This is a genomic window from Ideonella sp. A 288 (assembly GCF_002198735.1).
Classification (GTDB): domain Bacteria; phylum Pseudomonadota; class Gammaproteobacteria; order Burkholderiales; family Burkholderiaceae_C; genus Pseudaquabacterium.
This window is the reverse complement of sequence record NZ_MWLO01000141.1, coordinates 139718-151963: the sequence shown is the minus strand read 5'-3', so window position 1 is coordinate 151963 and position 12246 is coordinate 139718. Positions and strand designations below refer to the sequence as shown.

The following is a 12246-nucleotide window of genomic DNA, read 5'->3' as shown; positions in this document are numbered from 1 at the left end:
CGCGGCCTCGGCCCCTCCTGCACCCGCGGCTGTGGCGGCGGCGCCGGTGGCGATCGACGGCGCGGCATCGGCCGCGCTCGGTGCGACGCGTGTGGCGTCGGCACCCGCCGGGGCGTCGGCATCCACCGGGGCGTCGGGGTCTCCGGTGACGACCGTGACCGCGCCCCGGCCGGTCGACGCGCCGCCGGTGGCGGCGCCTGTCGCGGTCCAGTCACCCGTGCCGAGGGCGGCGGCGCCGGTCGTCGCCGAGCCGTCGGTCGCGGCACCGCGCCTGCCGATGCCGACGTCGGCGTCCCGCCCGGCGCCACCTGTGCGCACCGCCGCCGAGCGCCGGCCGGCGCCGGGCGCAGGGGGCGACTCCCCGGCACCGGCACCGGCCCCAGTGGCGGGCGCCACGGCCGAGCCGACGCATCGCGCGGTGCCGGTGCGCGAACCGGTCGCCGCACCCACGCGGGCCGCCGTGGCGCGGCCCGCCGAGCCGTCGACGCCGGAGCCGGTGGTGACGCGCAACCCGCGCGAGCAGTGCGGCGGCCGCGTGCTCGTGGCCCTTCACCTGTGCCTGATGCGCGAGTGTCCGAAGCCGCAGTACCGCGACCACGAGGAATGCGTGCGGGCGCGGGCGATGGAAGAGCGCAACAACCGCCGCTACGAATAGCGCGTCGGCTCGGCGGCGCGGGCGGCATGGGGCCGTCGCCGCCGGCAGGAGCCCGGCCGCCGCGGCCGGTCGCCTCGGTGACAACCCTGCGCGGGTTCACGTGGATGCGTGCCGGGCGCGCCTCGGGTAAACCTGCGGGTCCTGCCGCCCCTGCCGAACCGCCGTGACCGCCAACGCCCTGACCCGACCGCACCACGCCATCTGGCCCCGCCGCCTGCCGCGCGCGCTGGTGCTGCCCGAAACCAGCCTGTGGTTCAACCTCGAGGTCGCCGCCACCCGCTATCCGTCGAAGACGGCCTACCTGTTCTTCGGCCGGCCGCTGCGGTTCGACGAGCTCAAGTCACAGGCCGAGGCCCTGGCCGGTTGGCTGCAGGCCCGCGGCGTCGCCAAGGGCGACCGCGTGGCGATCTTCATGCAGAACTGCCCGCAGTACGTGGTGGCGGTGCAGGCCGTGCTCCGCGCCGACGCGGTGGTGGTGCCCGTGAACCCGATGAACAAGGCCGACGAGTTCGGCCACTACATCACCGACCCCGGCACCAAGGTCGTGATCACCACGGGCGACCTGGCCGGCATCGTCGCCGAGGCCGATGGACGCCTGCCCGAGGCACAGCGCCTGAAGCACCTGCTGGTCACCCGTTTCACCGACGCGATGCCGGCCGAGATCGACCCGGCCGAGGCCCCGGCCGACGCCGTGCTGCAGTGGCTGCGGGCCGATCCGCCGCTGCCGGCCGGTGCCACGCGCTGGACCGACGCGATCGCCGAGGGCCACCTGCCCGCGCCGCACACCGCGCAGCCCGACGACATGGCGCTGCTGCCCTACACGTCGGGCACCACCGGCCTCCCCAAGGGCTGCATCCACACCCACCGGACGCTGATGCACAACGTCATCGGCGGCGGCGTCTGGGGCCATGGCGGCCCCGAGGTGGTGGCCCTGGGCGTGGTGCCGATGTTCCACATCACCGGCTTCGTCTACAGCGTGCTGGGCTCGGTGGCCGCCGGCAGCACCACGGTGATCCTGCCACGCTGGGACCGCGAACTGGCCGGGCGCCTGATCGCCCGCCACGGCGTGTCGCACTGGACCTGCATCCCGACGATGATCATCGACCTGTTCGGCAGCCCGAACTACGCCGGCTTCGACCTGTCGAGCCTGCGCTACCTGTCGGGTGGCGGCGCGGCGATGCCGCAGGCGGTGGCCGAGCGGCTGCAGAAGGAGTTCGGCATCACCTTCGCCGAGGGCTACGGCCTGACCGAGACGGCTGCGCCCACCCACGCCAACCTGCCCGAGCGCGCCAAGCTGCAGTGCCTGGGCATCCCGATCTTCGGCACCGATTCGCGCATCATCGACCCCGACACCGGCCGCGAACTGCCGATCGGCGAGACCGGCGAGATCGTCTCCCATGGGCCGATGGTCTTCAAGGGCTACTGGGGGCACCCCGACGCCACGCGTGCGGCCTTCATCGAGATCGACGGCAAGCCCTTCTTCCGCACCGGCGACCTGGGCCGCATGGACGACGAAGGCTACTTCTTCATCACCGACCGCCTGAAGCGCATGATCAACGCCAGCGGCTTCAAGGTCTGGCCCAGCGAGGTGGAACTGCTGCTGTTCAAGTGCCCGGCGGTGCAGGAGGCCTGCATCATCGCCAGCCGCGACGCCTACCGCGGCGAGACGGTCAAGGCAGTGGTCGTGCTGCGTGCCGAGGCGAGGGGCAAGACCACGCCCGAGGACATCATCGCCTGGGCCCGCGAGCACATGGCCGCCTACAAGGTGCCCAAGCTGGTGGAGTTTGCCGACGCGCTGCCCAAGAGCGGCTCGGGCAAGGTGATGTGGCGGCTCTTGCAGGAAAAGGAAGCGTCCACCTGACGGTCGGCCTTCGCCGAGGCGGCCGGACGGCGCGACCAGCCGGAAGCGCTCGACGGCACCAAAGGCGCGACGGTCAGAATCCCGAACCCGGCGTGAGCAGGAACGCCGCTTCCTCGGCCGTGCTGGCGCGCCCGAGGGCCGCGTTGCGGTGCGGAAAACGGCCGAAGCGCGCCACGATGTCGTGGTGTCGCTGCGCCCAGTCGAGCAGCCCGGCCAGGTCGGGCGCATCGGCCCCGAGGGCGCCGAACAGGCGCAGCGCCTCGCGCTGCATCGGCAGGTCTTCGGCATGCTCGAAGGGAAGGTAGACGAACTGCCGCTGCACGCCGGTGAGTGGCCGATCCTGCCCCGAGGCCACCAGCGTCTGCGCCGTGGCCAGCGCCAGCGCATCGCCGGCGAAGGCGCGGGCGCTGTCGCGGAAGGCGTTGCGGGTGAATTGGTCGAGCACCAGCACCTGCGCCACGGCCGACCGAGGCGATGCGGCCCAGTCGGCCAGTGCACCGCCCAGCGCCTGCTCGATCAGTGGGCCGAAGCGCTCGCGGATCTGCGCATCGAAGGCCGCGTCCTTCTTGAACCAGGCGGGGCGCGATCGGGCATGGCCGGGGTCGTCGGCGGGCCCGAACCAGAAGTCGAGCACGGCCTGAGCGCGGGGGTCGATCGTGTCCACGGGGGGTTCCCTCCTTCAGGCCAGCAGGTCGCGGGTGTCGGGGTGCCGGCGCATGTAGACCTGCACATAGCTGCAAAGCGGCCGCACGCGCCATCCCTGCGCGCGGGCGTGGGCCAGCGCGGCCTGCACCAGGGCGGCGGCGATGCCGCGACCTTCCAGTGCGCGCGGCACACCGGTGTGGTGGATGGCCATCACGCCGTCGACCAGCCGGTAGCTGCATTCGGCCAACTGGCCTTCGATGTGGGCCTCGAAGCGGCCCGCGGCCGCGTCGTGGGTGATGGTCATGGCGGTCATCGGGGCACGCTCGTGCGTCGACCGCGCCCGCCAGGCAGGCACGGGCAGGTCGTCGGGCGGCCGGGCGACGGGCTCATCGCGCCAGCCGTTGCCACAGGTAGGCCATCTCCAGCGCCTGGCGGTCGGCGTGCTGGAAGTTGTCGGCGCCAGCGCCGTGGCCGCCTTCGATGTTCTCGTGGTAGATCACCTCGTGGCCCTGCGCCAGCATGCGCGCGGCCATCTTGCGCGCGTGGCCGGGGTGCACACGGTCGTCGCGGGTGGAGGTGATGATCAGTGGCACTGGGTACGTCGCGTCGGCCTTGACGTTCTGGTAGGGGCTGTACTTCGAGATCCAGGCCCATTCTTCCGGCACGTCCGGGTTGCCGTACTCGGCCATCCACGAGGCACCGGCCAGCAGCAGGTGGTAGCGCTTCATGTCGAGCAGCGGCACCTGGCAGACCACGGCGTTGAACAGTTCGGGCCGCTGCACCATCACCGCGCCGACGAGCAGGCCGCCGTTGCTGCCGCCCTGGATTCCCAGGTGCTTCGGGCTCGTCACCTTGGTGGCGATGAGGTCTTCCGCGACCGCGATGAAGTCGTCGTAGCTGCGTTGCTTGTTCGCCTTGACGGCGGCCTGGTGCCAGCCCGGGCCGTACTCGCCGCCGCCACGGATGTTGGCCACCACCAGCACGCCGCCGCGCCGGTACCACTGCGTGCCCAGGCCGCCCGAATACCAAGGGTTGACCGAGTTCTGGAAGCCGCCGTAGCCGTACAGCAGCGTCGGGTTGCTGCCGTCGGCCTTGGCGCCCTGGGGCCAGACCACGAAGTAGGGCACGCGGGTGCCGTCCTTCGACGCGACGAAACGCTGCTCGGTGCGCATGCCGGTGGCGTCGAAGAAGGTCGGCCGCGATTTCAGGCGCTCGATCGGCCCGCCGCGGGCGTCGCCCAGCGACAGCGAATCGGGCGTGAGGAAATCGGTGTAGGTGAGGGTGAAGGCCTCGGCCAGCGGGTCGTCGGCGACCATCGGGTCGTGCAGCGCACCGATCGACAGCGTGCCCGGGAAGGGCGCGTCCAGCTGGCGGCCGCGCCATTGTCCGTCGTCGTGCCGCCAGACCTCGGCCCGGCCGGCCACGTTGTCGTTGATGTCGAGCAGCACCTGGCTGCGCGTCGTCGAATAGCGGTCGAGCGAGCGCGTGGCCGTGGGGGTGAACAGCGCCTGCAGGCCGTCGCGCTTGCCTGCGAGGTAGGCCGCGGCATCGGACACCAGCAGCGCGCCGCGCGGCCAGGTGCGGCCGCCCACCACCCAGTCGCTGCGCAGCTTGATCAGCACGCGGTCGCGCCAGAAGCTCAGCTGCGCATCGTCGGGCTTGTCGATGGGCGTGAGCTTGCCGTCGCGCCACAGCGATTCGCGCGTGTTGTAGAAGTCGATCGCGCGCACCAGCACCACACGCTCGAAGCCCGGCGTGCGGTCGACACCGGGGCTGACGGCCACGTCGGCCTTCTCGCCCTCGAACACCGTGGTGGCCTCGGACAGCGGCTTGCCGCGCGCCCAGCGCTTGATCAGCCGAGGGTAGCCCGAGTCGGTGAGGCTGCCCGGGCCGAAATCGGTGCCGACGAGCAGCGTGTCGCGGTCCAGCCAGGCGACGTCGGACTTGGCCTCGGGCAGCGTGAAGCCCCCCTCGACGAAGGCCTTGCGGCCGATGTCGAACTCGCGCACCACCTTGGCGTCGGCGCCACCGCGCGACAGGCTGAGCAGGCAGCGGTCGTCCTGGCCGCCCAGGCATTCGGCGCCACCCCAGACCCAGTTCACGCCCTCGGCCTTGCCCAGCGCGTCGATGTCGAGCAGCGTGTGCCAGGCGGGCGCGGGCTTGCGGTACTCGGCCAGCGTGGTGCGGCGCCACAGGCCGCGCGGGTTGCGCTCGTCCTGCCAGAGGTTGTAGAGCCATTCGCCGCGGCGGCTGAACATCGGGATGCGCTCGCGCGAGTCGAGCACGGCCTTGATCTCGGTGCGCGCGCTCTCGAAGGCGGGCCAGGCTTCCAGGCGCTTGCGCGCGGCGGCGTTGCGCTCGCGCACCCAGGCCAGGGCGCGTTCGCCCTGCACGTCTTCGAGCCAGAGGAAGGGGTCGTCGTCGGTGGGGGCGGCCATCGTCAGGGGGGTGAGGGCGACGAGCACGAAGGCCAGTCGCCGGAGCCAGTGGAGTTGCATCGGCATGCGGTCCGGGCGCGGACCACCAGGGTCGGGACGACGACGATGATAGGAGCAGCGTGACAGGCCACGCCGCGTGGGTCGTTCAGTTCCCGCCGCGCCACAGGGGCACCGGGCGGATCTCGACCGAGCCCGTGCCGTCGCTGACCCAGGTGTGTGCGTCCTGGGTGGTCACCTGCAACTGCATCGAGCGCTTGGCCAGCGCGGTCAGCGCCTGGCTCTGTTCGGCCTCGATGCGCCAGACCTCGAGGTTGCGCAGCCTCGTCACCTTGGTCTCGAGCCCGGCCCACCAGATGTGCGCCGAACTGCTGTAGCAGTAGATCGTCACCCGTTCGGCGCGGCCGCAGGCCTTGGACATGCGGCGGTCGTCGGGCTGGCCGACCTCGATCCAGTGGATCAGCTGGTCGGTCAGGTCACGCTGCCACAGGTCGGGTTCTTCGGTGTCGGACAGGCCGCGGGCGAACTGCAGCATGCCGCGATCGTCGTTGGCCGGCACGTGCAATGCGAACGCCAGCAGCCGGATCATCATCCGCTCTTCGGTTTCGGACGGGTGCAGCGCCAGGGTCAGCGCATGGTCGCCATAGACCTGGCGGTCCATGTCGGCGATCTGGAGGCTGGCTTTGTAGATCGTGGATTTGATGGCCATCGGCGGCTCGGTCAGGGGCGGGCAGGCACCCGTCGAGCCGGGTGGGGTGGGCGGCACTGTGCCACAGTGCCGCGCCGCATGAGTCAACGACGGGCCGCTCCCGAGTTGACTCAACCCTCCGGGGCCGCTGGCGGGGGCTTTGCCACCGCCTGGGGCGATCTCACACGGCGCCGGCCTTGAAGGTGTCGCACTGCGCCATGTTGCCGCTGGCCATGCCGCGCTTGAACCAGGTGACGCGCTGCGCGCTGGTGCCGTGGGTGAAGGTCTCGGGCACCACGCGGCCCTGAGCATTGCGCTGCAGGGTGTCGTCGCCGATGGCCGACGCGGCGTTGAGCGCCTCCTCGACGTCGCCGGCCTCCAGGATCTGGCGCGAGCGCTGCGCGTGGTGCGCCCAGACGCCGGCCAGGCAATCGGCCTGCAGTTCCAGCCGCACCGACAGCGCGTTGCCGGTGCGCTCGTTGCCGCGCCGGCGGGCCTCCTCGACCTTGGCCGTGATGCCCAGCAGGTGCTGCACGTGGTGGGCCACCTCGTGCGCGATGACATAGGCCTGGGCGAAGTCGCCCGGTGCGCCCAGGCGCTTGTGCATGGTTTCGTAGAAGCTGAGGTCGATGTACACCTTTTCGTCGCCCGGGCAGTAGAACGGGCCCATCGCCGCCTCGCCGGTGCCGCAGGCCGTGGCCTGCTGGCCGTTGTAGAGGCGCAGCTTCGGGTCGCGGTACTGCGCGCCCATGGTGCGGAACTGCTCGCGCCACACGTCCTCGGTGTCGGCCAGCACCATCGAGACGAAGCGGGCCAGCGGGTCGTCGGCCGGCGGCTTGGCCGCCGGGGCCTGCTGCTGGGGCATCACCGCACCGCCGCCGTCGCCGCCCAGGATGCCGAGCACGGTCATCGGGTTGATGCCGAAGATCCAGCTGGCCAGCAGCGCAATGACGATGCTGCCCAGGCCGATGCCGCGGCCGCCGATGCGTCGGCCGCCGCCCGCACCGCCGCCGCCCCGTGCATCCTCGACGTTGTCGCTTTCCCGATGTCCGTCCAGTCGCATGGCTCGTGCTCCTCTTTGTGGTCCGGCGCCACGGCGGCACGAGGGCCGACGCCTCCGCCGATGCGCGGATTCTGCCTGCCGCAGGCCGGCGCGTGCGCCATGCCTGCGGATGGGACGGCAGCCCCGGTGGCATCATGCAGCCACCCGATTGCCGACACTCACGAGGTGCCACCGACCGCCATGGATGCCCAGACCAATGCCCTGCTCGCCGACTGGGACGCCCCGTTCGGGCTGCCACCGTTCGAACACCTCCGTGCCGACCAGGTGCGCCCGGCGCTGGAGCACGCGATGCGGCGCCATCGCCAGGAGCTGGCCGCGCTCGCCGCCCATCCCTCCGCGCCGGATTTCGAGAACACGGTGGCGGCCTTCGACCGGGCCGGCGAAGCCCTGCACCGCATCGACGCCATGTTCCACAGCCTGACGACGTCCGCCACCTCGCCCGCACTGCAGGCGGTCGAGCGCGAGATGGCCGGGCCGATGGCGGCCCACCACAGCGCGGTCTACCAGGACGTGGCGCTGTTCGCGCGTCTGGACGCGGTGCATGCCCGCCGTGACGCCCTGGGCCTCACGGCCGAGCAGCGTCGGCTGGTCGAGCGGCTGCACCGCGACTTCGTCCGCGCGGGGGCGCAGTTGCCGAGCGCCGAGCGCGCCCGCTTCGCCCAGGTCATGCAGGCGCTGGCCGAACTGAACACACGCTTCGGCCAGAACGTGTTGCACGACGAGTCGCGCTGGACCCTGCCGCTGCCCGACGAGGCGGCCCAGGCTGGCCTGCCGGCCTCCTTGCGCGACGCCGCCCGGCAAGCCGGCGCCGACCGCGGACTCGACGGGCCGGTGATCACGCTGTCGCGCTCGCTGGTGGTGCCCTTCCTCACCTTCTCGACCCGGCGCGACCTGCGCGAGCAGGCCTGGCGGGCCTGGGTCGGCCGCGGCGAGCAGCCCGGGCCCAGCGACAACCGCGAGGTGGCGGCCCGCATCCTGCGCCTGCGCCGCGAGCAGGCGAGCCTGCTCGGCCACGCCAGCTTTGCCGACCTGGCCCTGGCCGACACCATGGCCCGCACGCCCGACCGGGTGTGGGCGCTGCTCGACGACGTCTGGCAGCGGGCGCTGCCGGCGCTGGAGCGAGAACGTGCGCTGCTCGACGAGGCGATGCAGGCCGAAGGCGCCGCCGGCCCGATCGAAGCCTGGGATTGGCGCTTCTGGGCCGAAAGAGTGCGCGTCGGCCGATTCGCGCTCGACGAGGCCGAGCTCAAGGCCTATTTTTCGCTGCCGAACATGGTGGCGGCGGCGTTCGACTGCGCGACGCGCCTGTTCGGCCTGCGGTTCGAGCGACGCGACGACGTGCGTGCGTATCACCCCGACGTGGTGGCCTACGAGGTCACCGATGCGGGCGGCCGCCAGGTCGGCCTGTTCCTGCACGACAACTTCTGCCGCCCGGTCAAGCGCAGCGGCGCCTGGATGAGTGAGCTGCGTTGGCAGCACCGCAACGTGGCCCCGGGCGAGGCGCCATCACAGCCCATCATCCTGAACAACAACAACTTCGCCAAGGCCGCGGCGGGCGAGGACACGCTGTTGTCGCTGGACGACGTGCGCACGTTGTTCCACGAGTTCGGCCACGGCCTGCATGGGCTGCTGTCCGACGTCGGCTATGTGCGGCTGTCCGGCACGCAGGTGCTGCGCGACTTTGTCGAACTGCCCTCGCAGTTGTTCGAGCACTGGGCGATGGAGCGCGCGGTGCTGCGCCGGCACGCCCGGCACCACCGCACCGGCGAACCGATTCCCGAGGCGCTGATGGACCGCATCGAGGCGGCGCGCAAGTTCGGCAGCGCGTACGACACGCTGCGCTACACGGCCAGCGCCATCGTCGACCTGGCCGCCCACCAGAGCGAGGTGCCGATCGACGACATTGTGGCCTTCGAGGCCCGGGTGGTCGCCGAGCGGGGCTTGCCATCGGCGGTGGGCCTGAACCACCGGCTGCCGCACTTCCAGCACCTGTTCTCGGGGTCGGGCTACGCGGCCGGGTACTACGTGTACCTGTGGGCGGAAGTGCTGGATGCCGACGCCTTCGATGCCTTCGTCGAGGCCGGCGATCCGTTCGACGCGGCCGTGGCGGCGCGGCTGAAGCAGTTCATCTACAGCCGGGGCGACAGCCTGGAGCCCGGCGCCGCCTACCGTGCGTTCCGGGGTCGCGACGCCCGGATCGAGCCGATGCTGCGAGACCGCGGGCTCATCGACTGACGGAACCCACCAACGGCAGGGCCCGCGACGCAGCGGGCCAGTGCAAATGACAAAGCCCGCACAGTGGCGGGCCTTGTCGAGCTGCGCGGAGCCGTGGCCCCACGCCAGCGTTGCTTACTTCAGCTTCATTTCCTTGTACAGCACGTGCTTGCGTGCCTTCGGATCGAACTTCATGAATTCGAGCTTTTGCGGCGTCGTCTTCTTGTTCTTGTTCGTCGTGTAGAAATGACCGGTGCCCGCCGAGGACTCCAGCTTGATCTTTTCGCGTCCGCCTTTGGCTGCCATGGTGGTCTGCTCCTGAGTGCGTGTTGCTAGCTAGGGTGCCGTGGGGCGCGTCAGAGCGCGCCCTTGGCGCGCAGGTCGGCCACGACCTCGTCGATGCCGACCTTGTCGATCAGGCGCAGCGCGGCGTTGGTGATGCGCAGGCGCACCCAACGGTTCTCGCTCTCGACCCAGAAGCGACGGTACTGCAGGTTGGGCAACCAGCGGCGCTTGGTCTTGTTGTTGGCGTGGGAGACATTGTTTCCCACCATCGGGCGCTTGCCCGTGACTTGACAGACGCGTGCCATGACGCTTCTCCAGAACTCTTGACTGTTGCAGGCACGGCAACCAGAGCAGGGGGAAACGGCGCCTGCGCAAGCCTGCCGCAGAGTCCGCCACCTGATGATTGCCCTTCGAAGGCCTGGGACCGGGCGACATGCCCATCCCATGCCGCTTTCGGCAAAGACCGCGATTATAGCCAGAAATGCAGGGCCGCCAACCGCCTTCGTCAGCCCTGCTCGAGGAAACGCTGGGCGTCGAGCGCCGCCATGCAGCCCGTGCCCGCCGAGGTGATGGCCTGACGGTACACGTGATCCTGCACGTCGCCGGCGGCAAACACGCCCGGCACGCTGGTCATCGTGGCGAAGCCGTTCAGGCCGGTGCGGGTGACGATGTAGCCGTCCTTCATCTCGAGCTGTCCCTTGAAGATGTCGGTGTTGGGCTGGTGGCCGATGGCGATGAAGCAGCCCTTCAGCGCGATGTCCTCGGTGGCGCCGGTGTTGGCGTCCTTCAGGCGCACGCCGGTCACGCCGCTGGCGTCGCCCAGCACCTCGTCGAGCGTGCGGAACAGGTGCAGGTCGATCTTGCCGGCGGCCACCTTCTCGTGCAGCTTGTCGATCATGATGGCCTCGGCGCGGAACTTGTCGCGCCGGTGCACCAGGTGCACCTTGGCGGCGATGTTCGACAGGTACAGCGCCTCCTCGACGGCCGTGTTGCCGCCGCCGACCACGGCCACCACGTCGTTGCGGTAGAAGAAGCCGTCGCAGGTGGCGCAGCCGCTGACGCCGCGGCCCATGAAGGCCGCTTCCGACGGCAGGCCCAGGTACTTGGCGCTGGCGCCGGTGGCGATGATCAGCGTGTCGCAGGTGTACGCGCCGCTGTCGCCCTTGAGCGCGAACGGCCGCTTCGACAGGTCGACCTCGTTGATGTGGTCGAACAGGATGCTGGTGTTGAAGCGCTCGGCGTGCTGCAGGAAGCGCTGCATCAGCTCGGGCCCCTGCACGCCCATCACGTCGGCCGGCCAGTTGTCGACCTCGGTGGTGGTCATCAACTGGCCGCCCTGGGCCATGCCGGTGACGAGCACCGGCGACAGGTTGGCGCGCGCGGCATAGATGGCCGCCGTGTAGCCGGCGGGGCCGGATCCGAGGATCAGGACCTGGGCGTGGGTGGAGGGCGATGTCATGGGTGGGCGGATCCGGGTGAAGAAGGCGCGGCGTCGCGCCGAGCCGACGCCGGATTGTCACATGGGGGTCCGGGCTGTGACGACAAGGCCGGCCATCGGCACAATACGCCTCGCGCCGATCCTGCGCGGCAGAATGCCGTTGCGGGGACCCGGGCGGATGTGGCATCCGTCCGGGCCGGCCGACAACCACAAGCCACAGCCGGAAGGGGACCCTTCGATGTCGATGTTGACGAATCTCGATCTGATTCGCCGAGTGCCGCTGTTCTCGCTGCTGACCAACGACCAGGCCCAGGCCATTGCCGACAGCGTGGTGAAGCGGCGCTTCCGGCGCGGCGAACTGGTGGTCGAGCAAGGCCGCAAGAGCAACGCGTTGTTCATCCTGTTGAACGGACGTGCGCGGGTGCTCACGTCCGACAACCGCGGCCGCGAGGTCATCCTGGCGGTGCTCGAGTCGGGCGACTACGTCGGCGAGATGAGCCTGATCGACAACGAGGCCCATTCGGCCACGGTGCGCTGCGAGATCCAGACCGACATGCTCATCCTCGGCCGCGCCGATTTCGCGCGCTGTCTGCCCGAGAACTCCACGCTGTCCTATGCCATCCTGCGCGGCCTGGTGCGGCGCCTGCGCCATGCCGACCGCCAGATCGAGTCGCTGGCCCTGCTCGACGTCTATGGCCGCGTCGCACGCACGCTGCTCGAGATGGCCGAGGACGTGAATGGCGTCAAGCTCATCCGCAACAAGGTCTCGCGCCAGGACATGGCCAAGGTGGTCGGCGCCTCGCGCGAGATGGTCAGCCGCGTGATGAAGGACCTCGAAGAGCGCGGCGTCATCGAGACCCAGGAAAACGGCTCGGTCGTCATCAAGGAACGCGCGCAGCCTGAATGAGCACGTCGCCCGGCAGCCCAAAGTCGGGCTCGCTCCCGCCCGGCGGGACCGCACG

12 protein-coding genes and 1 pseudogene are annotated in these 12246 nt (G+C 70.7%); 4 read left to right on the top strand and 9 right to left on the bottom strand.

All coding sequences use genetic code 11. From position 1 onward, the window contains the following. Nucleotides 1-510 (bottom strand): annotated as a pseudogene (locus EOINJALH_RS22985) (hypothetical protein); the annotation flags it as partial. Here EOINJALH_RS22985 and EOINJALH_RS31930 point away from each other — a divergent pair. Beyond that, nucleotides 500-655 (top strand): hypothetical protein, encoded by a 156-nt coding sequence (locus EOINJALH_RS31930; RefSeq protein ID WP_158219857.1) that lies wholly within the window; start codon nucleotides 500-502, stop codon nucleotides 653-655. The pseudogene EOINJALH_RS22985 and the gene EOINJALH_RS31930 overlap by 11 nt on opposite strands. Nucleotides 656-833: 178 nt before the next feature. Then, a complete protein-coding gene (locus EOINJALH_RS22975) occupies nucleotides 834-2516 on the top strand; it encodes a long-chain fatty acid--CoA ligase (protein ID WP_199873462.1) in 1683 nt (560 codons plus the stop codon). A gap of 73 nt (nucleotides 2517-2589) precedes the next feature. On the opposite strand, the gene EOINJALH_RS22970 is transcribed toward EOINJALH_RS22975, so the two are convergent. The 5 genes from EOINJALH_RS22970 to EOINJALH_RS22950 all read right to left on the bottom strand — a co-directional run bounded on the left by EOINJALH_RS22970 (nucleotide 2590) and on the right by EOINJALH_RS22950 (nucleotide 7347). After that, nucleotides 2590-3180, bottom strand: a complete 591-nt coding sequence (locus tag EOINJALH_RS22970) for a DUF924 family protein (protein ID WP_234413992.1) — start codon at nucleotides 3178-3180, stop codon at nucleotides 2590-2592. A 15-nt stretch (nucleotides 3181-3195) separates the two neighbouring features. Next, entirely contained in the window at nucleotides 3196-3516 is a 321-nt protein-coding gene (locus EOINJALH_RS22965; protein ID WP_404872790.1) for a GNAT family N-acetyltransferase, read from the bottom strand. 31 nt (nucleotides 3517-3547) lie between these two features. Then, nucleotides 3548-5659 (bottom strand): prolyl oligopeptidase family protein, encoded by a 2112-nt coding sequence (locus tag EOINJALH_RS22960; RefSeq protein ID WP_088284519.1) that lies wholly within the window; start codon nucleotides 5657-5659, stop codon nucleotides 3548-3550. Between the two features lie 85 nt (nucleotides 5660-5744). Then, the gene (locus tag EOINJALH_RS22955) at nucleotides 5745-6305 is read right to left on the bottom strand and encodes a YaeQ family protein (protein WP_088284472.1); all 561 of its coding nucleotides are present in this window, start codon (nucleotides 6303-6305) and stop codon (nucleotides 5745-5747) included. Between the two features lie 160 nt (nucleotides 6306-6465). After that, nucleotides 6466-7347 carry a neutral zinc metallopeptidase gene (locus EOINJALH_RS22950; protein WP_088284470.1) on the bottom strand — a complete coding sequence of 294 codons (882 nt, stop codon included), beginning with the start codon at nucleotides 7345-7347 and terminating at the stop codon, nucleotides 6466-6468. Between the two features lie 180 nt (nucleotides 7348-7527). On the opposite strand from EOINJALH_RS22950, the gene EOINJALH_RS22945 reads away from it, so the two are divergent. After that, nucleotides 7528-9582: a M3 family metallopeptidase gene (locus EOINJALH_RS22945; protein WP_088284468.1), complete on the top strand. Its 2055-nt coding sequence runs from the start codon at nucleotides 7528-7530 to the stop codon at nucleotides 9580-9582. A 114-nt stretch (nucleotides 9583-9696) separates the two neighbouring features. On the opposite strand, the gene rpmG is transcribed toward EOINJALH_RS22945, so the two are convergent. The 3 genes from rpmG to trxB all read right to left on the bottom strand — a co-directional run bounded on the left by rpmG (nucleotide 9697) and on the right by trxB (nucleotide 11305). After that, a complete protein-coding gene (rpmG, locus tag EOINJALH_RS22940) occupies nucleotides 9697-9867 on the bottom strand; it encodes a 50S ribosomal protein L33 (RefSeq protein ID WP_088284466.1) in 171 nt (56 codons plus the stop codon). 50 nt (nucleotides 9868-9917) lie between these two features. Then, nucleotides 9918-10151 (bottom strand): 50S ribosomal protein L28, encoded by a 234-nt coding sequence (rpmB, locus tag EOINJALH_RS22935; protein WP_088284464.1) that lies wholly within the window; start codon nucleotides 10149-10151, stop codon nucleotides 9918-9920. A gap of 200 nt (nucleotides 10152-10351) precedes the next feature. Then, on the bottom strand, nucleotides 10352-11305 hold the full coding sequence (gene trxB / locus EOINJALH_RS22930) for a thioredoxin-disulfide reductase (protein WP_088284462.1): 954 nt from the start codon (nucleotides 11303-11305) through the stop codon (nucleotides 10352-10354). 217 nt (nucleotides 11306-11522) lie between these two features. Between trxB and EOINJALH_RS22925 the strand changes: the two genes are divergently transcribed. Continuing rightward, nucleotides 11523-12191, top strand: coding sequence for a Crp/Fnr family transcriptional regulator (locus tag EOINJALH_RS22925; RefSeq protein ID WP_088284460.1), 669 nt, complete (start codon nucleotides 11523-11525; stop codon nucleotides 12189-12191). The last annotated feature ends 55 nt before the right edge of the window (nucleotides 12192-12246 follow it).